This window comes from Culturomica massiliensis (assembly GCF_900091655.1).
Lineage (GTDB): Bacteria > Bacteroidota > Bacteroidia > Bacteroidales > Marinifilaceae > Culturomica > Culturomica massiliensis.
The window spans coordinates 1011555-1033776 of record NZ_LT594621.1 but is presented as its reverse complement, the minus strand read 5'-3'; the positions used below and the strand labels follow the sequence as shown (position 1 = coordinate 1033776).

Here is a 22222-nt window from a genome sequence, read left to right as displayed (position 1 = left end):
ACGCATTTAATCTAAAATCAAGATGTCGTTTCATGCACGGATTAACGCTATGCAGTGAGTTATGAAATCAACTTTTCAGGATGAATTAATTAAAAATCGTAAATCTGCAATCTGCAATTATATTTTATCTTTCACTGGTATAATTCCGCCATTTTTCAATAAGCTGCAGCATATCTGGGGGGATCGGGGATTCGAAAGAAAGACGTTCTCCCGTTGCCGGGTGTGTAAATCCCAGTGTTTGCGCATGTAAAGCCTGGCGAGGGCATACAGCAAAGCAGTTGTTGACGAATTGTTTGTATTTACTGAATGTCGTACCCTTGAGAATGGCATTTCCACCGTATTCCGCATCATTGAAAAGCGGGTGTCCGATGTATTTGAAATGTGCCCTGATCTGATGGGTTCTGCCGGTTTCCAATATACATTCGACCAGGTTTACATATCCCAGTCTTTCGATGACCTTATAATGGGTGATGGCATGTTTGCCGTGGCTGCCGTCCGGGTAGACGGACATAACTTTGCGGTTTACCGGATGACGACCGATATGTCCGGTAATGGTGCCCGTTTCACTTTCCAGGTTTCCCCAGCATACAGCCAGATATTTCCGGTCGGATGTCTTGTTGAAAAATTGCAGGGCCAGGTGGCTTTTGGCTTCTTCTGTTTTGGCAATTACCAATAGACCGGAGGTATCTTTATCGATACGGTGGACCAATCCCGGCCGGATATCGTTACCTGTAAACAGTGGGTTGTCTTTGAGATGCCAGAGAAGAGCGTTGACTAAGGTACCGCTGAAATGACCGAAAGCCGGATGTACAACCATACCTGCCGGTTTGTTTACAACGAGTAAGTAATCGTCTTCATATACGATGTCCAACGGGATATTTTCGGGTGTGATTTCAATCTCTCTTTTGGGGTATGAAAGTACAACAGAGACGATATCATTCGGTTTTACTTTATAATTGGATTTTACCGGTTTATCGTTGACACGAATACATCCGGACTCTGCCGCATCCTGAATTTTTGTCCGGGAGGCATGGGGAAGTCGTACCAGTAAGAATTTATCGACACGCAAGGGCATTTGCCCTTTATCGGCTTCGAAACGATGGTGTTCGAACATCTCCCGGCCTTGAATTTCTTCCTCGCTTTCCGTTATTTCTTCTTCAAAGTCTTCGATTTCTTCTGTATATTCCACCATCTCGTTTTCCGGTAAAATTATTCTGTTACGATCAATGAGTCCAATGCTGCAATCCGGGCTTTATTTTGAGAAACTTCCAGGTCGATATAGCTACCCGCCGGCACATTCGTGTTCGGTTGGAAAGCCGGTTGTTGGAAGCAGACGACAGCCGAGTTGATATCCGAATTATTTTTTAAACTGTTATCCGGAATGATTTGTCCGACGTTCAGATAGTTTTCCTGTAAAAGCCGGATTGCATCTCTGACTTTCAAACCACATAGTTGCGGAAGGGCGACATAATTGATCTCATTTCCTCCGTTTCCGAGAACGATATCTATTTTGACACCTTTGCGCAGCAGCGAGCCGGCTTCGATATCGTTGTCCTTGTATTTCAGATGCAATACCAGATTCTTAAATTCAGAAGGGGCATATTCTATATTTCCGATCTGAAATCCTTTTGCCTGTAATGTTTGTAAGGTCTGACGATAAGAAGAGTTGTTCAGTTGGGGAAATATGACCTGCTCGGGATTCTGGGCACATACCGTCAGTTGGATCATCCGGTTGGCCTTTACTTTGGCTCCGTTTATCGGATATTGTTCCTGAATTGTACCGGGGAGGGCTTTTTCATCGTATATCGAATCGACAATGATGACCCGCAGATTGTTTTTTTTCGCCAATTGCTGAGCCTCTTCCCAGGTCAAATCCTGAAAAGCCGGAACGGATATTGAATGACCGTGCATTGTGTATTTATCGAGTGCACCCAACACAAAATATCCGATGACTACAGTAATGATTACGGCAGCTAATGTATTCAGCAAAAGAAGTGTCAGTTTAGGATATTTGGAAAATAACATAAATCCGGTCGCATTTTATCGTTATGATTCTGTTTTACCATCTTTGTATTGTGAAGATGGCTATGCAAAATTAGCGTAGATTTTTAAATTATCTACTACTTTTTCGTATTTTTGCCCTTCCGGGGGTAAGAAAGACGTTCCGGTGTTCTTAAATACAGGCGCAAAGAGGTTTGTTTATGATGAAATTTGTAATTGTTCTTTTCGTATTACTGGCTTGCGGCCGGCTTTCGGCACAGCATGTCGAGGTACATAAATCGACGGATATCGTTGTCATAAAAGGTAAGAGTTATTACTTACATGTGGTGGAAGACGGACAGACGCTTTATTCCATCTGTAAGGCGTACGGTGTGGATATCAATGCGGTAAAGGAGCTGAATGGCAAGCAAGACAATGCAATCAGTATGTTTGAAGTGCTGAAAATACCTTATGTAGAGCCTTATGTGGAAAAAGACGGTAAATATTATTACCATAAAGTTGAAAAAGGGGAGACATTGTATTCGATATCCAGAAAGTTCGGTATTAAGGTAAGGCAGATATTGAAAGAAAATAAACAATATGAGAATACTCCTTTATCAATCGGGGCGATTGTAAGACTCCCGATAAAAGAAATTGATGTCGCCCAGATCGGTACGTCGGTCGATATGCCGGTAAAAGAAACGGAAGAGAAGGTGATCGGACTGGAACAGACAATCCCGCTGGAAGAGAAGAGACATGAACCGGAAGAGGTGCGGAAAAATTATTACCCGCTGGTAGGGGATACACTGGCCGGCCGGCCGGAGTTTATGGATGATATGGCAATTCCGGATAATAAGTATGTAAAGGTAGCTTTATTATTGCCCTTGTTTGTACAGGAAAATATAGAGTCAAATTTGGGGGCCGTGTTGGTAGATACCCTGACTTTACGGAAACATCCTGTACAGATATTGCATAAATCCGAACAATTCCTTTATTTCTATGAAGGAATGCTATTGGCTTTGGATAGTTTGAAAAACGAAGGCTATAAAATAGACCTGCACATTTTCGATACCCAGAAAAGCAGTGAACGGATGTATGGAATTGCAGCAGAAATAAATGAGTTGAATCCGGATTTGGTGATCGGTCCGGTCTATGGTTCGGAGTTTAAAGTATTGACGGAAAGCCTTATGAACCGGCAGATTCCGATTGTTTATCCGCTATCTTCAAGAAGTGAAGATTTCGGGAAATATCCCAATTTTATACAGGTGAATCCTTCGTTTCAGGCTTTGGCGGAAGACATGGCAGCCTGGATTGCTGCCCGGCATGAAACCGCTAATATTATATGTATCAATTTGTCGAAGGGGGGAGAAACGGAAGAACAGATGCTGACGGATATAACAGAGAAAAATTTGTTTACGGAGCAATTGAATCGGTTGACGGATATCGGTTTCTACAAATGGAATTTCGGAGAAGAGCATCTGGAGGCTTTGAAATTGCTGTTGAATCCGGATCAGGAGAATATAGTGGTGTTGCCTACATCCAAAGAAGCTGATGTAAGCAAAATACTGCCGACTCTTGCAGCCTTGGCGGAGCAATACCGGATTACGGTTATCGGTTTTCCGGATTGGCAGAATTTTACTTCGGTAGACCATGAAATGTATTATAAACTGAATGTGAAATTATTCACATACAGTTATGTCGATAATTATTCGGATAATGCCAAATATTTTGCAGATCAGTACCGGACTTATTTTTATACGGAACCGCATACCCTGTCGGCTAAGGCGTACGATATGGGGTTGTATTTTATTCCTTTGGTGGCGAAATATGGAACGAGGACGTTGGAAGCTATCGGATATACCGGTAAAACCGGACTTTTTTCCGCTTTTAATTTCAGACGTCTCTGTCCGGAGTGCGGCTGGGAGAACCGGGGACTGTATATTGTAAATTACGGATCCGATTATAGAATTAAAATGGAATTGGTGAAATAAGAAAAGTCCGGAAAAACTTCCGGACTTTTTATTTATCAATCGATTAGTTCAAAGCCAAAGGGAGAAGATAACGTCTTATCTTTTTCCTCTTTCTTTTCTTCCTTTGGGGAAACCGTACTGTCATCTGCCGGAGTATGTTGTTCTTCTGTTTTTTCTGCGGTATCTTTTTCCCGTAAAGACTGGCTATTATCTTCGGGAAGGATATTGTCTTTCCGAATTTCGGAAATTTCTTCAGATGTCAAGGTATTTTCAGCAACAATTGCTGTTTCTTCCGGCATGTCTGCCTCTTGTTCCGGTATCTTTTCCTGTTCCGGATCTTGTCCTTCCTGTTCCGGTAATTTTTCTTCTTCTTCCGGGAGAACGGCTGACGGTTCTTCCGGAGCCGGAGCCGTTAAAATATCACCTTCTATCGGTGTGTTTTCGATACTTTCAATATCTGCGGGGGCCAGTGTGTGCTGTTGTACCGATAACTTTTCGTCTTCTATCAAAGTTCCGTTTTCACAACGTAGTACCCGTCCCGGATATTTTTGGAGCAGGTCGTATTGATGTGTGGCAATGATTACGGTTTTACCGTTTTCACAAAGATCTTTCAATAATTCGGCTAATCGGTAAGAAGTTTCTGGATCGATATTCCCGGTAGGTTCGTCGGCTAAAATAAGGGGAGGGGCATTGAGTAATGCCCGGGCCAATACGATACGTTGCTGTTCTCCTCCCGATAGCTCGTGAGGCATTTTGAATTTTTTATCCGGCATTTCTACTTTCTCCAGGACCGTATCGATCCGTTCTTCTATGGCTTTTCTATTTTTCCATCCCGTTGCTTTCAGTACGAATGCAAGATTATCGTGTACATTCCGGTCAGTAAGAAGTCTGAAATCCTGGAAAACGATGCCGCATTTTCTGCGTAATAAAGGGATCTGCGATTTTTTTATCTTTTTCAACTGGAATCCGGCTACCTCAATATTTCCGTATTCCAGTGGTAATTCTGCGTACAGTGTTTTGAGAAAAGAACTCTTCCCACTTCCTACTTTACCGATAATATAGATAAATTCGCCGCTCTTGATTTCCAAAGAGACGTCTTTTAATATCGTTATTTTTTGTTGCCGGATGACGGCTTTATCAGTTTTGATGATTGTTTCAGACATGATATAAATAAGCTGCTTGTTTGATTATAGTTGTTTCAGGGCCTGGATGGTTGCCGGTGGATTTTCGGAACCAAAGACAAAACTGCCTGCTACCAATGCGTCGGCACCGGCTTCTGTCAATTCTTTTCCTGTTTTCAGATTAACGCCTCCGTCTACTTCTATCCATGTCTTTGCGCTTGTTTCCCGGATCAGTTGTTTGAGTTTTTTTACTTTGTGAAGTGAATTTTCAATAAAAGACTGACCACCGAATCCCGGATTTACGCTCATGATGAGTACAATATCAATATCCTGGATGATATCTTCGAGAACATTTACGGGTGTATGCGGATTCAGTGCAACACCGGCTTTCATACCGTATGATTTGATACATTGCAGAGTCCGGTGAAGGTGGGTGCTTGCTTCCCAGTGTACAGTCAGAATATCGGCTCCTGCTTTATGGAATTGTTCGATATATCTTTCCGGCTGCACAATCATCAGGTGAACATCCAGAGGTTTACGGGCCATCGATTTGATTTGAGAAATAATCGACATACCGTAGGAAATATTGGGTACGAATACCCCATCCATAACGTCTATATGAAACCAGTCTGCCGAACTTTCGTTGACCATTTCGATGTCTTTTCCCAGATTCAGAAAGTTTGCAGATAAAAGGGAGGGTGAAATAATTACACTCATAAATCAATAGTTGGATTCTGAAAATATAAGCCATCAGGCTGTTTTCAGAAATATGATACAAAAATAAATTTTTTCCTTGTCTTCTCAGTTTTCTGTCTTCCGTCATTTATACCAGCCGGCATACATGGAATAGGCATTGACGATTCTTTCTACTTCGCCTTTCAGCAATTCGGGTCCCATTTGCTTTATTTTTTTGGCAGGGATACCGGCATATACCCAACCGGATTCCACGACGGTTCCTTTGGTTACGACACTGCCGGCAGCAACGATGGAGTTGCTTTCGACAACGGCATCATCCAAAACGATGGCCCCCATACCGATCAATACGTTGTCATGAATCGTGCAGCCATGTATTACTGCATTGTGAGCGATAGACACATTGTTGCCGATGTTGGTCGGGGATTTTTGATAGGTAGCGTGTATGGTTGCATTGTCCTGTATGTTTACCTTATTACCGATTTTAATGTAATGTACATCGCCTCGTAATACAGCACCGAACCAGATACTGCAATCATCTCCCATCTCTACGTCTCCGATGATAGCGGCATTGTCTGCCAGAAAACAGTTTTTGCCGAATTTCGGAGTATGTCCGTTTAATTCTTTTATAATGGCCATGATCTGAATATTTATGTGTTTTTTGGTTTTTCGTTTTATCAGCTTCGAAGGTACGAAATAAGCGATAAATCACAATAAAATATATTAATTTTCAGTTTTTCATTTTCTATTTTCATTTATTTAATGGATGTACTGAAACTGTCTTTTTAAACCTGTCGTACAATCTTCAGAATTTTGGAATAAATATAAAATGAAATTGTCATGAGCATAGTAAAGAAAAACAATGAATTGCGGCCTTTTTATTCCACATTGCTGGATGAGTTTTTTAATACAGGAATGATGCCTTATATGAGTCCCGGTGAGAAAAACGGTGTTCCTGCATTGAATGTAAAGGAAGATGATAAGACCCTGACACTGGATGTACGGGTACCCGGAATGAAAAAAGAAAATATCAAATTGGAATATAAAGATGGATTTTTAAGTATTTCAGGGGAAAGTAAAGAAGAAAAAGAGGAGGAAGAAGGGAAGGGAAAAGGAAAGTATCTCCGGAAAGAATTTTCTTCTTATTCGTTTCATAGAACAATCGAACTACCGGAAGAGAAGTACAATGTAGCTGAAGCACAGGCTTCCTACAAAGACGGAATTCTTGAGATTACAATGCCCAAGAACGCGGAGACAGAAAAATTGCAAAAAACAATTGAGGTTAAGTAGGTAGTTTGATTTTAGTGGTCGGTCGGTTTTTCGGAACCGGCCGATTTTTTTTTTGAAAATTATTTGGAAGTTTCTGAAAAAACGTATTATATTTGCACCGCAATCGCGAGAGAGCAGTTATTTGAAATAATGCGAAAATAGCTCAGTTGGTAGAGCACGACCTTGTCCCCAGTGGATAATAAATCCGACCTTGGCAGGGTGTCTTTTCCGGGAGTAAATGCATTTGAATTGCGAAAATAGCTCAGTTGGTAGAGCACGACCTTGCCAAGGTCGGGGTCGCGGGTTCGAGTCCCGTTTTTCGCTCTGGAAACCGGATGTTGAATTCGGTTTTACTTTTTTAAAAAACAATGCGATAATAGCTCAGTTGGTAGAGCGTTGGCTTCCCAAGCCGAAGGTCGCGGGTTCGAGTCCCGTTTATCGCTCCTCGGAATCAGTCACTTAACAGAGTGGCTGATTTTTGTTTTTACTGCATTTTAGAGAAAAGTCAACCCTCGGCGTCACCCCATTAATGCGGATAATCGGTTTCCATCTGGTCGTATTTTAGTTTTACGGGTTTTGAATCGAGAAAAGAAAAATCGACGCTGCTGACAGCTTTGGTTTGTCCATCGCTGTCGGAATGATATTTCCAACAAGCATTGAGAAAGGTTTTCCGGTCGGTTTTGACATATTTTGGACGTGAATAGTATCCGAAATAAATCGGACGCTCGGAACGGTTTATGCCTGTCAGTTCGAACTGATATAATCCTGCCGTATCGGCAACGGCAACGATCAGGCCGGGAAGTCCTGCAAATTTCCAGGGGCCGTTGTCTATCGGTATTTCAGGGGTAAACCAGGCTTCGTATTTTCTTCCGCGGAACTCACAATCGGCTTTTTGACAGGAAAATCCCAGTATTTCTTTTGTCTCAGGTTGGATTTGCCAGTTTTGTTTTTCCAAATCTTCTGTGAACTTATAGTGGGAAAGGTTGTTTTGGTCGGCAACCGTAATTTGATTTTCCGGATAGTTTTTATGAATGTAACTAAGTGTGCGGGAGTGTGGGAAATTTCCGGTTGCAAACCCGGCTTCGAAAAGTTGTCTCCAAACTTTCATCCCTTCAGGGGTAGCAAGGAGGGAGTCGTTTTCATGGGTATATTGACTGTAGAATTTTGAACAATTTTTTCCGATTTGTAGTACCATGAGGTCTTCTCCCATCGTTTCCAATTTAAGCTTGATGTAAGAAAACTTATACCAACATTCCATGTAAGCGGTATCTATGACCTGTGCACGGACACAAAGAGAAAATAAAAAAATTCCGAAAAATAGACAAATGGTTCTCATCGTCATACTGATTAAGAGTACATACTACCTAAAGCAGATATAAGATTGGCCGAAAAATAAATGCAGAATAGGGATTCGGGTGTATTTCTTATATCGTTTTATATTTGCTAATATAGCTTTAAAATTTTAATTTTAGTTTATTTTTCAATTTTTTTCGCATCGGTTTCATTGTTTTATCTGATAAGTTCATAGGGCTTTGAGGGGATAGGTTTAAGATTTACCATACTTTTCAGTGTCCGTTTTATTTTTTAAAAAGTGCCTGTATCGGTTCTGTCAGGTTGTGGATTAACCGTTTATTTCGGATGATAATTTCACCTTCTCCCTGCATTTCCTCAATGGGGTGAAGACATTTGTTGCCTGTGGTTGTCAGGCCGGAAGGAAATTCGATGTCAGCCAGATACTGGTTGTTTTGCAGATGGGTATGTATATGGGTAATTTTTCCTTTTAGTTTACCGAATTCCATTGCGGGGAAGCAGTCCAGACTGACATATACGGTTTGGTTTACGGCGACTTTTCCAAAACCTTTGGAGGGTAAGTAAATCCGGCCTTTAATTTTGAATTTTTTCCCGTTTAACAAAAGTAAGCTATCGTTTTCATGTATTGAAGTCAGGGTAAGGTTTACCCGGCCTTTCATGGTTTCGGGATATTCGATCAGGCTGGAAGCAATGATAATGCCCGTAAAAATGAGAAAGATAACGGTGATGCCCCAACGGATGAGACGGGGTGGGATCGTATTCATGATTTCATGAGCTTCTTCGCTATAAAAATTTTCATTATTCGGCATAAAGCAGTACTTTCTAAAAGTGGACGATACCTGTAAATTTTAATTTAGACCGGATTGTAAGTTGCCTGGTTTAATTTCCGAGTTCGAGCTGGTTTTTGACTAGTTCGTAGTAATACCCTTTGGCAGCAATCAGACTGGTATGTGAACCTTCTTCCTTGATTTGCCCTTTGTCCAGTACGATGATGTGATCTGCTTTTTTGACCGTACTCAGCCGGTGGGCGACAATAATGACCGTAAAAGCTGGATTTTAACGGGACGTTTCAGTAAAGGGATTGACAAACTACACGGCATGATAGCCATCGACCTGATGTATATCAATAACCGAACCTCTATGATGCAAGACGGCATTCAAACGCCTTACACCAGCGACTGGTTTACGATTTCCCCCCAATTCAATTTCCGTCCGGTTTCCTGGAGCAACATCGTATACAAATGCACCTTCGGACGTAACATCCTGGAACTTCCGACAACATCCTCTTCGAGCAACCGGTTTACACAATCCCTGGAAATCGTTTTTGTCCCAACCCAGCAACTGGATATAAAACTGAAAGGGGAACATTACTACAACGAACTGAACGCCAAACAATCCAAAACATTATTCATGGCCGATGCCAGTTTCACATACCGGATTTCCCCGTCCTTTGAAATCGGCGGAATTATCAGCAATATTCTGGATAAAAAGGTATATTCCTATACATTATACGACCAACTGACCAATTACGACTACCGATATATGATCCGTCCCCGGAATTATATGCTACAGGCAACCCTTACTTTTTAAGAACGATGAAGTTTCCTTTTTTTAAACAACTGGACAAAATGGATTGCGGTCCGACCTGTCTGCGAATCATTGCCGCTTATTACGGCAAAAACTATTCGCTGCAAGGGCTACGTGAAAAATGTCACATCTCTCGTCAGGGTGTATCCTTATTGGGAATCAGCGACGCAGCCGAATCGATCGGATTCAGGACCACCGGAGTAAAAATTACCTGGGAACAGTTAAAAAACGAAGTAAAACTTCCTTGCATCATTCATTGGCACCAACAACATTTTATCGTTGTTTACCGGATCCGCAAAAAAAGAGGCCACCGGTGGATATATGTTTCCGATCCGGGCGAAGGCCTGCTCCGATATTCAGAAAAACAATTTTTACAAGCCTGGCTGCAAATAAAAACAATCCCGGAGAAACTGAAAGAATTTATTACCGAGATTCCCCGGGATGACAAAGGTATTGCTTTACTTCTTGAACCGACTCCCCGCTTTTACCAGGAAAAAGGAGAAGAAGACAATCGCCTGAAATTCACCTATCTGTTCAAATATTTCCATCCCTATTACAAATACCTGATACAACTGGGCTTATCCGTTCTTACAGCCAGTGTTATCAGCCTGATTCTTCCATTCCTGACCCAGGCGATGGTAGACAAGGGGATCGGGCTGGAAAACCTTCATTTTATCGCCATTATCCTGATCGCCCAGGTCATGTTGGTGGTCGGGCAAACGGCCAACAACCTGATTCGCAGTTGGCTAATGTTGCATATGACAACCCGTATCGGCATATCTCTTATCTCTGATTTCCTCTGTAAGCTGATGCGCCTGCCCATCGCTTTTTTCGACTCCAAAATGGTCGGTGATATTATACAACGCATCGGTGACTATAACCGTATTCAGGTATTTATTTCCGGTACACTGCTGAGCATGCTGATGGCCCTTATCTCATTTATTGTATACGGTATTATTATGGCCGGTTACGACCCTGTTATTCTGGGCATATTTCTATGCGGAAGTATTCTCAATATCTGGTGGATTCTGTTATTCATGAAAAGAAGACGAAAATTAGATTACATGCGTTTTCAGGAAGCCTCCGCCAACCAAAACAGTATTGTCCAGCTAATTAACGGAATGCAGGATATAAAACTGAACAATTGCGAAAAGCAAAAACGCTGGGAATGGGAACGCATTCAGGCCAAATTATATAAAATCAGCATAAAAAACCTGACACTCGGACAAAGTCAGGAAATAGGCGGAATTTTTATCGATCAAACTAAAAATGTAATTATTTCCTTTCTGGCTGCAAAAGCCGTTATCACAGGAAACATGACCCTGGGTATGATGGTAGCCCTTCAGTATATCATCGGTCAGCTAAACGCTCCTCTTTCCCAGTTTATACAGTTCGTACAGATCAGTCAGGATGCCAAGCTCAGCATGGAACGTCTGAGTGAAATACAGGAACGTCCGGATGAAGAACCCGAAGAGGTAAAAAAAATACACGAAATTCCCGAAAATGCCGATATTGAATTTCAAAACGTCACCTTCCAATACGATGGGCCACATTCTGATAAAGTATTAGACAACATCAGTCTGAAAATTCCTTCCGATAAAGTAACCGCCATTGTCGGTACAAGCGGAAGCGGTAAAACGACACTGCTGAAACTTATTCTGGGATTTTATACCCCCGGAGAAGGACAGCTTCTTTTAGGCAATAAACCGCTGACTTGTTACAGTGAAAGCTGCTGGCGGAATCAATGCGGAGTAGTGATGCAGGAAGGTTATATTTTTTCTGACACCATCGCCAATAACATCGGCGTATCCGACACTACTCCGGATATGGCACGCGTTATCGAGGCGGCAAGAATCGCTCATATCGAAGATTTTATCGACTCCATGCCCCTGAATTACAACACCAAAATCGGAGCAGACGGACACGGACTGAGTACCGGACAGAAACAACGGCTACTAATTGCCCGTGCGGCCTATAAAAACGCCAAATTTCTGATCCTGGACGAAGCAACCAATTCACTGGATGCCAACAATGAAAAATACATTATGGAAAAATTACAATTACTATTCAAAAATAAAACGGTCGTTTTTTTGTGCGAACCGGGTATTGACGATGTAATCTCCTTCGAAATTTCGTCCGTTGATATAGGCATTTTCAGTCCACATACGGGTCATATTGAAGTTATAAAAGCAGGATTTCAGACTATTGCGGTATACGATGCCGGCAGATACTGATTTTACTTTGTTCGTAGTAAAATCGATCAGTCCTTGTTGTAAATTGCGATAATTTTGTAAGATGTATCCCCGGAAAAACAGACTTTCGTCTAAGGGTTTGTTTCCGATACTTCCTTGTGCTTTAATTGTCAGCAAAGGGGTAATAAAATAATTTATGTTAATAGATGGAGCCGATATAAAGCGGTTTTTATATCGTTTATCGTGAAATACCCAATCCTGGAACCGATAGCGGAAATAATGGAAGGGAACGTTCAGGGTAACTTTTGCACTGGAACTGTTATATTCCAGGGAAGGAGTGATATATGGGTTGAGATAGGAAGAAACCGTGTTGTTTTTCAAGAGCGTTGAAATCGGGTTTATCCCTTTTAGATCGCTGTTGAAATCTCTGTAAAGGAATTTGAAGCCTCCCCTTAATGTGAGAATGAAACGTGAGAAGGCAGAGACGTAGGCAAAAGCGGTGTTGGAAAATAAAACGGAATTATCTGCTTTTTGGTACTCGTGTTGAGCTTCCCGGTTAACTTTCAGTTGTTGCGGCTCGTAAAGCCATTTGTTATAGGAAGTAAATGTGACGGACTGTTGTCCGAAGCGTTTTATTAATTCCAGGTTGTTGGTCAGTTGATAACGGGGTGTTTCAGCCGACTGACGGTTTGCGAAATCTCCGAAGGTGTTTATATCCGTATCATTCCAGCGGAGATTTGTCTGTAATTCGTTTTTCAGGTAATATCCGGTGGTGTTGGCAAAGAGGGTCAGGCGTCCCGATAATTCGTTTTTCAGGTCGCGGCTTGCTTCGCTTTCATTTACAATCCGTGTTGAATCTTCGAAGAAATAAGTTGTCCGGCTGGCATTGTCCGAGCGGAGCCGGTTCCAGAGGTAAGTTACTTGTGCATTCAATTGGTAATTGTCATTGAGCTTCCAGCCGTTGCTTGTCGTAAACAGGTGACTTTTATTGAACAGGTAACGTTTTTCTTCCAGATCCGGTGCCGATTCCGGATTTACTTGAATATAATCGTTTGTTTTATACCGGTTTTCTTTGGCATTCAGGAGGTCTGCCAGCTCGAATTCTTGAATTTCATTGCTTATATTGGTACCGCAGTTATTGGTTTTGTATGTATTGAGGCTTTGCCATTTGGGTACGATACGCATGGCGAAAAGCCGTCCGTCCCAGATAAAAGGATCTCCTCCCGCTCCGGCTTGTAGATTACCGATCCATTGGGCTTTCGCTTCGTCTTTCAGTTTGATATTGATAGCGGCGTTTTCGGGGAAGGAGAGACCTTTAAAGGCTTTGATAGGCTGATGGTGTTCCAGTACTTCCACACTTTTTACATTCTTATGCGGTAAGTTGTTGGTTGCGATGCCGTATTTGTTTTCGAGCAGGTCGATTCCTTCGATGTAAAATTTACTGATGGGCAGTCCCTGGTATCTGATTTCTCCTTTTTCAGATACTTCTATACCGGGCATTTTCTTTAATACATCTCCGATAGTCCGGTCCTGAACTTCGGAGAAATTCGATACAATATAGGTCAGGGTATCTTCGCGTTGGATGATACGGGTGGCTTTGACGGATACTTCCCGCAGATTATACGGTTTGACGTTCATTTTTATTTGAAACCGGAGTTTATCCGGAGAAAGCGGGAAGGTTTGCGTTTCATATCCTAATCCCGAAAAAGAAATATGCAGGGAATCCTGGAATAAGACGGATAGTGAGAATTTCCCCTGATTGTCAGTCAAAGCATAAGCTATGATCTGTTTTTTACAGCCTTTTAAAACGGTAACCATTGTGTTTTCCAGAGGTTCGTTTTTTTCTCCTTCGATAACCGTACCGGAAAGTGTCGTTTTTTGAGCTGACAGATTTCCATAGAATAGTACGGATAATAGACTCAGAGCTATGAGATAGGCTATTCTTTTCATAGTAATATGCTGTATATTATTCGTCAGTTATCTTTTTTAAAAATTCTTCCTCCGGAAAGAAATAAGCTAAATCGTTTATTGTATATGTTACCGGCAGAACACGCTTTCCAATTGCAATATAGGGTATTTTTTCGATTTTATCTTTTTGATTCCGGTAAATATGTGCTTTCAGACGGGTTATTGTGTCCGGACTGATTTCAGGAACCGGATAGTGACGTGTAAAGAAATCCGGTAAGGGATGGGTAAACCAGGCTTTCAGAACCGATAAGAATTTCGAACTGTCATTTATCTTTTGGTAGAGTTCCAAAAGATGTAATTGAATGCTGTTGACCGGGGAGTTTTCCGGTTTATCCGTACCGTCGAAACGGATGAGCCATTTTACTTTTCCGGGATATGTTTCGAGCAGATGAATGATATCGTTTGCTGCTTTCCGGCAGGGTTTGCACGATGGATTGAGTACTGTAATGAGAGTGTGAGGTGCATTTTTTTCACCGATTAACATATCGGAGAAGGTTTGGGTGTTTAAACAGGGTTGTTGCTGAAATGAAGTATAGGCGATCGCCGGATTTCGTTTCAATTTCAGGAATTCGATATTATCATGTTTCGACTTTTGTTTTGCTTGTGCGTATATTTCGATGAGGGTGGCTATCCCGGCGGCTGTAATTCCGGAAAATGCCAAGATCAGAACGGAAGAAAACAGATTGTTACTAAAGACCGTTTTTATGGGATAGAAATAAAAGAGGATGTTTTCAATCAGTATGATACTACAGGTCGCCAGACATAAAGGACACCATTTTTTTAAAATTGTTCCCTGATAGATAAAAGAGAAAAGGATAAAAGGCAGGCCTGTGACTGAAATATAATATAACGATGTTGTAATTGTTGTTGCGCAATGTGCCAGATAACCGTTGATGAGAGCAAGAATTCCCATACAAAAGTAAGCCAGGCCCACAGCTGAAAGAGGAATTTTCCCCATAAGGCGGGAAGCCGGAGATTGTAAAACCCTGTCACAATCGAAAACCGAAGATGTTTTACATAATGAATATGTGGTAGCAGACCCGGGAGACAGGTAATGACTGATAAATCCAAGGCATACGATAAATCCGGACATTTTCAGTAATAGAAGAGAGATACCGTTTACCGGAAAAAGAACATATAAAATGATACTGCTTCCCACAATCAGCAGGTAACAGAATAGATACAGGTGTGGAATATGAAAACGGAACCGGGAGGGATACGCGGTTTTTGGACTTTGCTCGGTGATGTATAAGATGTATCCGCTCCAACGGTTCCGAAAGTCTTCTGCCGGACCGGTAATATATTTGTTTGTGACGGCATCGTAATAGGTTGTCTGAGATGTATCGGCTTTTAGTAAAAGTATAAAACGATTATCTTTTAAATGTGCAAGTGCCGGAGAGTTTGCTTTTAATACTCCGGTATAATCTGCCCGGTAAACTTTATTGTTTATACCGAGATAAGTAAGGGTTTGCGAAATAGAGGAAATGGCAGGATAGAAGGGATGTGACAATAATGCTACTGTCAATTCCTTTTTTTTAAAAGGGCGATTTACTCTTTTCAGGAATTTACTTATCAGGAGGAGGATATAGTCGTTATCGGAATACATGAAAAACGCTTTTAATGTGGGTAATCGGTTTCCATTTGATCGTATTTCAGTTTTTTGGGCTTTGAGTCGGGGAATGGCAAATCTATACCGGAGACGGCTTTGGTTTGTCTGCTGCTGTCTGAAAAGAATTTCCAACAGGCATTGAGAAACGTTTTTCTGTCGGTTGTGACATAGCGGGGACGGGAATAGCGTCCGAAACGGATCGGACGGTCAGAACGGCTTATGCCTGTCAGTTCGAAACGGTATAGACCTGCCGTATCGGCAATAGCAACGATAAGTCCGGGAAGTCCTGTAAATTTCCAGGGACCGTCGCTTACCGGTATTTCCGGTGTGAACCAGGCTTCGTATTTTCTGCCTCGGAATTCACAATCGGCTTTTTGGCAGGAAAATCCCAATATTTCCTGTGTTTCAGGTTGAATTTGCCACGTTTGTCTTTCGAAATCTTCGGTGAATTTGTAATGTGTCAGGTTATTAAAATCAGTGACCGTTATCCGGTTGAGAGGATAATTTTTGTGTATGTAACTGTGAGTGCGGGCATACGGGAAATTATTGGTCGTAGCTCCGGACAAAAAAAGTTGCCTCCAGAGTTTCCGGCCTTCGGGGGTGGCATTGAGAGAATCGCACTCCTGGGTATATTGACTGTAAAATTTTGAGCAGTTTTTACCGATTTGTAATACCATCAGGTCTTCTCCCATCGTTTCCAAAGGAAGATTGATATAAGAAAATTTATACCAACATTCCATATATGCGGTATCTATTGTCTGTGCCCGGATAAACAGCGAAAATAGGAGGCTTCCGAAAAAAAGAAAAATTGTTTTCATCGTTTATAGGATAAAGAAGATACGTATTTAGGATCGGTAAAAAAGTTGCCCGAAGAGCTGTAAAAGCTCTCCGGTAACTTTTAAAAATTGTTTAGCAATGCTTTGAATAGGCATCGGAGGCTGATTTCCTTTCATCTTCACTCCATCTGCCCCAATTGTTTTCAATCAGCATACTAAGAGTTGCACAATATTCTTTTGCAGATACATTTTGACCACCGGTAATTTGGTTCATTTCCTTATAGTTTAATTCTTCCAACATGACTTTAAATTTTAATGATCGCCTACTCGTTGAGCTTTTCGGCATCTGCTCCGGTTGAATCATACAGGCCGGATTCTGCAGACGAATTACCGTCTCGGCTGTTTCGTCAAATTGACCTATCTTTGTCGTGCCTTCTTTCGATTTGTTAGACATATAGCCTGACAGCTGTGTTTATCCTTATCCGGAAGGAGGTTTTTGGGTTTATACGGATGGCAGGTCCGTAAAGCCAAAATTCAATTACACGTAATTGTAAACCTTTCTGTTTTAAAAATCATTTTTTTATGTTGTATATAGATAGCTATTTGTAATCTCGTTCGATAAAGTCATAAGCTTTTCGGGGCTTGGGTTTGGAACTTGTTCCCAGATCAATGCCTACCATGGCATTTACCTGATCGGAGGACGAGTTGAAATATATTTCAGCATTGCGCTGCAGGAACTTCCGGCGTGTCGTTTTTGCAGAACGACGGTTCCGGATAAAATCGAGTTCTTCCAAAGGGGCGATGTTTTCTGTTTTTAATCCGACCAGTGTGTACTGATAATCGTGTGTCGTATCATATATTTCCAGGATCAGACCCGGTAATCCGCAAAATTTCCACGGTCCTTCCGGAACCGGAATTTCCGGGGTATACCAGGCTTCGTACTGCCGGCCTCTGAATGAGGTCCGGGCACAATGACAGGTGTAGCCCTGAATCATTTTGCTAGAATCGTAAAGCTGCCAATTCTGGCTTTCATAAGGTTCGGAAAATTTCACTTCGGTAACGAGCAGTCTCGTCAGGGTCGTCAATTGTCCGGCCGGATCGTTCTTGAATAAGTAATCGTCTGTCGTTCTGGATCCCGGCCGGCTGCTGATATTACCATTTGTAATGGCTGTCTCCATCAGGTTTTCCCATACTTTTTTCCCCTCTTTTGTTTGTAATAACGAATCTGCGAAGTATCTGTAATGACTGTAAAAAACACTGTATGTTTTACCTATTCTCAATACCATCAAATCTTCTTCACTACGACGGGTAATGGTATCCCGTATTTCTATATACTGATAACTGCACTCTAAAATCGTATTATTCGTTATGTCGGGTGCGGTGAAGGTTGAAAATTCCGGTAAGGGACTCCCTAGTATGAAAAAAAGTAAAAGCCGGTATATCATAACGGTTTTGTTTAAAATAGATAAACGTCATCCTCTCTATAAATCAGAGGATGACGTTTGGAATAGATTTTTATTTACAGTGTTTGCTATATGCATTCCATGCATTGGTCCACTGTTCAGCCGTCCATTCTGTTTTAGCATATTCACCATCCATCATATTGGTGAGTGTTGCACAATACTCCTCTACAGATACGCCACCGGTAATTTGGTTCATTTCCTTATAGTTTAATTCTTCCAACATGACATTAAGTTTTAATGATCGCCTACTCGTTGAGCTTTTCGGCATCCGCTCCGGTTGAATCATACAGGCCGGATTCTGCAAACGAATTACCGTCTTGGTTGTTTCGCCAAATAGACCTATCTTTGTCGTGCCTTCTTTCGATTTGTTAGACATATAGCCTGACAGCTGTGTTTATCCTTATCCGGAAGGAGGTTTTTTGTTTTATACGGATGGCAGGTCCGTAAAATTAAAGTTCAATTACACGTAATTGGAAACTTTTCTATTTTAAAATGATTTCGTTTTGGATAATACTTCTATTATACAAGACTTCTGTTCTAGGGTACGATTGGAATTATTTTGTAAAAGAGCCCTGATAACATAGTTTATGGTAATCAGGCATATAAAATTTCAGGATGTATTCACCTTCATTTAATCCGCTTACGTCGATGCTGTAAGTGTTGTTTTCGGCGGTAAAATACAGGGATTTGGCAACAGTCAGACCTGCCCGGTTGATAACCGACACTTCGACTGGACCTACGGACATATTGATCGAAAAGTCGACGATGTCTTCACAATAGGACGCTTTTATTTCAGGGTAGGAAATAACTGACACTGGGACAGGTAAATCTGGTATGGAAATAATTATAAGTATTTCGAACGGAATTTTGTCTTTGCCTTTTATTTCTGCAGAAGAGAAAAACGGAGAAAATACCAAAGAGCTGATCAGAAGAGTTAAAAATAAATTTTTCATTTGTACATATTTTAAAGTTATTTAATACTTAAATATAAAATGAAAATATATCCTTTGTCTTGTTTTGTATTTCCCGATTTTGTTAAAAGGAGGTTTGAAAATCAGGCGTTTGAAAAATAACATTTCCCATATCTGTAAAAATATCATCCCGAAGTCCGGTTTTATCCGCAGGAATTTAAAAAATCGTTTTGAATTTTATTCAGAATTTGCTCCAATGAGTTCGTCCGTTCCGGAACCAGTGTTTTACAAATTTTATACCGGGAATTGTATACTGTTTTTTCGGATATTCGCAAATAAGTGGCAATTTCCTGAATCGAAAAATTACAATAGGTCAGGATGCAGATTTTTATTTCGCTTTCCGATAAGTATTTTTTGTAATGTTCTTCGAAATAATCGGCCAGGCCGTTATATAAGCCGTTTATTCCGGTTTTTACTGCCTCCCAGTCTTCTCCGAGCATATATTTTTCCCGTATCGTCTGGATTTCTGCATTTCTTTTCTTTTCATTATGTATGTTTCGGGTATTTGCTGCGGCCAGTTCTTTCAACATTTGTATTTGCTGAATGAATAGTTTCTGCGATCCGTTTTTAGGTGTTTGATTCAGGTGGTGAAGCAATTCCTGAAGTTTCGTTATGCGTTTCTCTGTTTCCAGTACGCGCATTTGCGATTCGGCCATTTCCCGGCTGCGTTTGTTCAACCGGTTTTTATAAATAAAATAAAGCAACAGGGAAGAGATCAATAGAAATAGCAGACCTCCCAATAAAAGGTGATTGCGAAGCGCAAGTTTCTGGTTTTCGGTTTCTGCCGTTTTTTTATTGTACAGTTGCGCATAACGGTATACGGAATGGGCTATATTGTTTTTGTACAGGGAATCTTGTAATATATAACCTTTTTTTAGGGTTTCGAAGGCTTTTTCCGGTTTATGGTCCTGTTGCTCGATATTGGCCAGTGTAAAGTAAAACCCGGGTTCTGTTGTAGGGTATTCGTTTGATAAATGGGAAAGAGCCAAACGTGCCGAATCCAGTTTATTTTCATAGCTGTAGATTAGGGCAAGCATTAATGATTGTTTGAGGTTAGGCGTGTTTTTGTAAAAACCGTTTGCTTTAAGAAGTAATGTTTTGGCCTTGGACAGATTGTTGTGGGATAAATAAATACCTCCTTCCAATATTAACGAATGCACATAATCTAAAGTATCTTGTATTTTTAAAAAACCTTCCTGGGCTTTTTGCAAATAATTTTGACAGGAATCAAGCTGGGTATTACATATAAATGTTTGTGCCAGGTTTAAATATCCCAGATACATGTTTTTTATATTTTGGCACTTCCCGAAATAGTGGATAGATAATTTGTTCATTTTTAATGCATTGTCCCAGTCCTGTTGTTTTTGGTATTCCTTGTTCAAACGTGCGTAAATCAGTCCTAACAGATTCCATTCTTTCAGGTCGAGGGCGATTTTTTCCGCTCGCAGAAAAGTATGGATGGCTTCCTGTGTCATTGAATTTTCTACAAAATAATAGCCGAGATAAAAGTATGTTTCGGCGAGTTCCCTTGATTTCCCGCGGGACTTATAATAACTCAGGGCTATATGAATCAGAGAGTCGGATTCGATCGGAAAATTGTTTTTATCCAAGGCCTGAATATAGAGAAGGCTGAATAAAGCTTTGTTTTTCCGGTTGAGGTCAGCCGGATCTGGTATAGATTGCAGTAATTCCAAGGCTTCGGCCGGTGCTGTTTCCATTTTCTCCCGGACTTCTGTCAATCGGATATCGGTTGTTTGTGTGCATGAAAGGCACAGCAATAAACTTATTGTATATAATAATCTGTACATGGTTTTGTTTTAGATTTTGAAAGATACGTGATATATGTAAAATATGCAATTCTTTTTAAAAACTATATTCGGTTGAATTGAAAAATAAAATAAGAAAAATGTTTGCATTGATTTTCACTATTTTATGTTTTTCAAAGCTCTGAGAGGTGTCTTGTATGGAATAATTTTTTTAGGGTTTTTGGGTGCTGAACCATCTTAGGAATAGGAACGCAAAAAGAATTATTTACCTTTAAAATTATCTTACTATGAAAACTTGGTTTAAATATACGTTGAGTTGCGTAGCCACAGGGATGTTGTTGCTTTACGTAACGGGAATTTTGGCCCAGGACAGCGTCGGTTTTTATACCGTCAGCGGAGTGGTCAAAGATCAGAAGACGGGGAAAAAACTGGAATGTGTGAATATTTCTGTTCCCGGAACGAATATCGGGACTGTGACAAATAAGGATGGAAAGTTTGTACTGAAGCTTAAAAAATCTTTATCGGCAAATGTTATTGAAATATCTCATATCGGTTATCTGAACTGCCGTCGGGCTCTCGAGGGGAAAAATGAGTTAGTGACTTTCAAGCTTATTCCGTGTTCGGTTTTATTGAATGAAGTGATCGTGGGGAGTCAGGAGGCAAAAAATATTGTGGCAGCGGCTATGGACCGGATCGGAATGAATTATGCCGGTAAAAATACCATGCTTACCGCTTTCTATCGGGAAACCACTCAAAAAGAACGGAGGTATATCCATATCTCGGAAGCGGTTATTCACGCTTTTAAGACTCCCTATACTGAAAATACATACAATGACCGCGTACAAGTGTATAAAGGACGTAAGTTGTTAAGTCAGAAGGCAAACGATACTCTGGCTGTCAAATTAATGGGAGGGCCGACACTTGCTGTTTATGGGGATGTCGTGAAAAATCCAGATTTGTTATTGGATAAAAATACGCTTTCCCTTTTTACCTATGAAATGGGAGAACCGACCATCATTGATGACCGTCCCCAGTATGTCATTTATTTTGCACCTTTGGCTAAATTGCCTTATCCTTTGTATTACGGTGTTTTTTATATCGACAAAGAAAACCTGGCTTTTACCCGGGCCGAATTCTCTTTGGACATGACAAACAGAGCCGAAGTGACGAAAGTAATATTGAAAAAGAAGCCGTTGGGTCTTCGTTTTAAACCGATTACTTTATCGTTTCTGGTTACTTATAAACAACGGGAAGGAAAAAGTTATTTGAATTACATTCGGAATGAGCTTAGGTTCAAATGTGATTGGAAACGTAAACTTTTTTCAACCCATTATAGCATTGTGAGTGAGATGGTGGTTACTGAAAGTCAGGAACAGAATGTCACGGCTATACCATACAAGGTATCTTTCAAAAGAGGGCAGGTCCTTTCGGATAAGGTGACTGATTTTTTCGACAAAGATTTTTGGGGTGGTTACAATATTATCGAACCCACGGAATCCCTGGAGTCCGCTGTCAAGAAATTAAAAAAGCAGTATAATTGATTGGG

At 40.9% G+C, this 22222-nt stretch carries 18 protein-coding genes, 2 tRNA genes and 1 pseudogene; 7 read left to right on the top strand and 14 right to left on the bottom strand.

The features are described from left to right. Nucleotides 1-124 precede the first annotated feature (124 nt). Complete coding sequence (locus BN8908_RS05495; protein WP_068689597.1) at nucleotides 125-1192, bottom strand: RluA family pseudouridine synthase; 1068 nt, start codon at nucleotides 1190-1192, stop codon at nucleotides 125-127. 17 nt (nucleotides 1193-1209) lie between these two features. Then, on the bottom strand, nucleotides 1210-2025 hold the full coding sequence (locus BN8908_RS05490; RefSeq protein WP_021988866.1) for a PASTA domain-containing protein: 816 nt from the start codon (nucleotides 2023-2025) through the stop codon (nucleotides 1210-1212). Between the two features lie 176 nt (nucleotides 2026-2201). Between BN8908_RS05490 and BN8908_RS05485 the strand changes: the two genes are divergently transcribed. Continuing rightward, on the top strand, nucleotides 2202-3971 hold the full coding sequence (locus BN8908_RS05485) for a PBP1 and LysM peptidoglycan-binding domain-containing protein (protein WP_068689595.1): 1770 nt from the start codon (nucleotides 2202-2204) through the stop codon (nucleotides 3969-3971). 485 nt (nucleotides 3972-4456) lie between these two features. Here the strand turns inward: BN8908_RS05485 and BN8908_RS18910 are convergent. The 3 genes and pseudogenes from BN8908_RS18910 to BN8908_RS05470 form a co-directional block, all read right to left on the bottom strand. Next, nucleotides 4457-5113 (bottom strand): annotated as a pseudogene (locus BN8908_RS18910) (cell division ATP-binding protein FtsE); the annotation flags it as partial. 24 nt (nucleotides 5114-5137) lie between these two features. Beyond that, nucleotides 5138-5788 (bottom strand): ribulose-phosphate 3-epimerase, encoded by a 651-nt coding sequence (gene rpe / locus BN8908_RS05475; RefSeq protein WP_068689591.1) that lies wholly within the window; start codon nucleotides 5786-5788, stop codon nucleotides 5138-5140. Between the two features lie 102 nt (nucleotides 5789-5890). Beyond that, on the bottom strand, nucleotides 5891-6403 hold the full coding sequence (locus BN8908_RS05470) for a gamma carbonic anhydrase family protein (RefSeq protein ID WP_068689589.1): 513 nt from the start codon (nucleotides 6401-6403) through the stop codon (nucleotides 5891-5893). Nucleotides 6404-6604: 201 nt separating this feature from the next. On the opposite strand from BN8908_RS05470, the gene BN8908_RS05465 reads away from it, so the two are divergent. The 3 genes from BN8908_RS05465 to BN8908_RS05455 all read left to right on the top strand — a co-directional run bounded on the left by BN8908_RS05465 (nucleotide 6605) and on the right by BN8908_RS05455 (nucleotide 7476). Next, nucleotides 6605-7054, top strand: coding sequence for an Hsp20/alpha crystallin family protein (locus BN8908_RS05465; protein WP_021988861.1), 450 nt, complete (start codon nucleotides 6605-6607; stop codon nucleotides 7052-7054). A gap of 230 nt (nucleotides 7055-7284) precedes the next feature. Continuing rightward, nucleotides 7285-7357: transfer RNA gene (locus BN8908_RS05460), tRNA-Gly, on the top strand. Between the two features lie 46 nt (nucleotides 7358-7403). Beyond that, nucleotides 7404-7476: transfer RNA gene (locus tag BN8908_RS05455), tRNA-Gly, on the top strand. An 83-nt stretch (nucleotides 7477-7559) separates the two neighbouring features. On the opposite strand, the gene BN8908_RS05450 is transcribed toward BN8908_RS05455, so the two are convergent. Together BN8908_RS05450 and BN8908_RS05445 are read right to left on the bottom strand one after the other, a co-directional pair. Continuing rightward, the gene (locus tag BN8908_RS05450) at nucleotides 7560-8369 is read right to left on the bottom strand and encodes a GLPGLI family protein (RefSeq protein ID WP_068689587.1); all 810 of its coding nucleotides are present in this window, start codon (nucleotides 8367-8369) and stop codon (nucleotides 7560-7562) included. A gap of 241 nt (nucleotides 8370-8610) precedes the next feature. Beyond that, a complete protein-coding gene (locus BN8908_RS05445) occupies nucleotides 8611-9153 on the bottom strand; it encodes a hypothetical protein (RefSeq protein WP_021988859.1) in 543 nt (180 codons plus the stop codon). Between the two features lie 160 nt (nucleotides 9154-9313). Here BN8908_RS05445 and BN8908_RS05440 point away from each other — a divergent pair, with 160 nt between their 5' ends. After that, the gene (locus tag BN8908_RS05440) at nucleotides 9314-9934 is read left to right on the top strand and encodes a TonB-dependent receptor (RefSeq protein ID WP_068689585.1); all 621 of its coding nucleotides are present in this window, start codon (nucleotides 9314-9316) and stop codon (nucleotides 9932-9934) included. A 5-nt stretch (nucleotides 9935-9939) separates the two neighbouring features. Continuing rightward, nucleotides 9940-12165: a peptidase domain-containing ABC transporter gene (locus BN8908_RS05435; protein ID WP_068689583.1), complete on the top strand. Its 2226-nt coding sequence runs from the start codon at nucleotides 9940-9942 to the stop codon at nucleotides 12163-12165. Between the two features lie 1924 nt (nucleotides 12166-14089). On the opposite strand, the gene BN8908_RS05430 is transcribed toward BN8908_RS05435, so the two are convergent. From BN8908_RS05430 to BN8908_RS05400, 7 genes are all read right to left on the bottom strand, one after another. Then, a complete protein-coding gene (locus BN8908_RS05430; RefSeq protein ID WP_161945855.1) occupies nucleotides 14090-15616 on the bottom strand; it encodes a vitamin K epoxide reductase family protein in 1527 nt (508 codons plus the stop codon). A gap of 92 nt (nucleotides 15617-15708) precedes the next feature. Then, entirely contained in the window at nucleotides 15709-16518 is an 810-nt protein-coding gene (locus BN8908_RS05425; protein ID WP_068689578.1) for a GLPGLI family protein, read from the bottom strand. 91 nt (nucleotides 16519-16609) lie between these two features. Further along, entirely contained in the window at nucleotides 16610-16777 is a 168-nt protein-coding gene (locus tag BN8908_RS18695) for a bacteriocin (protein WP_021988855.1), read from the bottom strand. 298 nt (nucleotides 16778-17075) lie between these two features. Continuing rightward, entirely contained in the window at nucleotides 17076-17921 is an 846-nt protein-coding gene (locus tag BN8908_RS05415; protein ID WP_068689574.1) for a GLPGLI family protein, read from the bottom strand. 70 nt (nucleotides 17922-17991) lie between these two features. Further along, nucleotides 17992-18162, bottom strand: a complete 171-nt coding sequence (locus BN8908_RS18690) for a bacteriocin (protein ID WP_021988853.1) — start codon at nucleotides 18160-18162, stop codon at nucleotides 17992-17994. Between the two features lie 331 nt (nucleotides 18163-18493). Beyond that, nucleotides 18494-18892 carry a DUF3244 domain-containing protein gene (locus BN8908_RS05405; protein WP_021988852.1) on the bottom strand — a complete coding sequence of 133 codons (399 nt, stop codon included), beginning with the start codon at nucleotides 18890-18892 and terminating at the stop codon, nucleotides 18494-18496. Between the two features lie 161 nt (nucleotides 18893-19053). Then, nucleotides 19054-20718: a tetratricopeptide repeat protein gene (locus tag BN8908_RS05400; RefSeq protein WP_021988851.1), complete on the bottom strand. Its 1665-nt coding sequence runs from the start codon at nucleotides 20716-20718 to the stop codon at nucleotides 19054-19056. A gap of 245 nt (nucleotides 20719-20963) precedes the next feature. On the opposite strand from BN8908_RS05400, the gene BN8908_RS05395 reads away from it, so the two are divergent. Beyond that, nucleotides 20964-22217 carry a carboxypeptidase-like regulatory domain-containing protein gene (locus tag BN8908_RS05395; protein ID WP_021988850.1) on the top strand — a complete coding sequence of 418 codons (1254 nt, stop codon included), beginning with the start codon at nucleotides 20964-20966 and terminating at the stop codon, nucleotides 22215-22217. The last annotated feature ends 5 nt before the right edge of the window (nucleotides 22218-22222 follow it).

Coding starts and splice junctions, on each gene's coding strand:
- BN8908_RS05495 (WP_068689597.1), bottom strand. CDS start 1,192: ATGGTGGAATATACAGAAGAAATCGAAGACTTTGAAGAAGAAATAACG.
- BN8908_RS05490 (WP_021988866.1), bottom strand. CDS start 2,025: ATGTTATTTTCCAAATATCCTAAACTGACACTTCTTTTGCTGAATACA.
- BN8908_RS05485 (WP_068689595.1), top strand. CDS start 2,202: ATGATGAAATTTGTAATTGTTCTTTTCGTATTACTGGCTTGCGGCCGG.
- rpe (WP_068689591.1), bottom strand. CDS start 5,788: ATGAGTGTAATTATTTCACCCTCCCTTTTATCTGCAAACTTTCTGAAT.
- BN8908_RS05470 (WP_068689589.1), bottom strand. CDS start 6,403: ATGGCCATTATAAAAGAATTAAACGGACATACTCCGAAATTCGGCAAA.
- BN8908_RS05465 (WP_021988861.1), top strand. CDS start 6,605: ATGAGCATAGTAAAGAAAAACAATGAATTGCGGCCTTTTTATTCCACA.
- BN8908_RS05450 (WP_068689587.1), bottom strand. CDS start 8,369: ATGAGAACCATTTGTCTATTTTTCGGAATTTTTTTATTTTCTCTTTGT.
- BN8908_RS05445 (WP_021988859.1), bottom strand. CDS start 9,153: ATGCCGAATAATGAAAATTTTTATAGCGAAGAAGCTCATGAAATCATG.
- BN8908_RS05435 (WP_068689583.1), top strand. CDS start 9,940: ATGAAGTTTCCTTTTTTTAAACAACTGGACAAAATGGATTGCGGTCCG.
- BN8908_RS05425 (WP_068689578.1), bottom strand. CDS start 16,518: ATGAAAACAATTTTTCTTTTTTTCGGAAGCCTCCTATTTTCGCTGTTT.
- BN8908_RS18695 (WP_021988855.1), bottom strand. CDS start 16,777: ATGTTGGAAGAATTAAACTATAAGGAAATGAACCAAATTACCGGTGGT.
- BN8908_RS05415 (WP_068689574.1), bottom strand. CDS start 17,921: ATGATATACCGGCTTTTACTTTTTTTCATACTAGGGAGTCCCTTACCG.
- BN8908_RS18690 (WP_021988853.1), bottom strand. CDS start 18,162: ATGTTGGAAGAATTAAACTATAAGGAAATGAACCAAATTACCGGTGGC.
- BN8908_RS05405 (WP_021988852.1), bottom strand. CDS start 18,892: ATGAAAAATTTATTTTTAACTCTTCTGATCAGCTCTTTGGTATTTTCT.
- BN8908_RS05400 (WP_021988851.1), bottom strand. CDS start 20,718: ATGTACAGATTATTATATACAATAAGTTTATTGCTGTGCCTTTCATGC.
- BN8908_RS05395 (WP_021988850.1), top strand. CDS start 20,964: ATGAAAACTTGGTTTAAATATACGTTGAGTTGCGTAGCCACAGGGATG.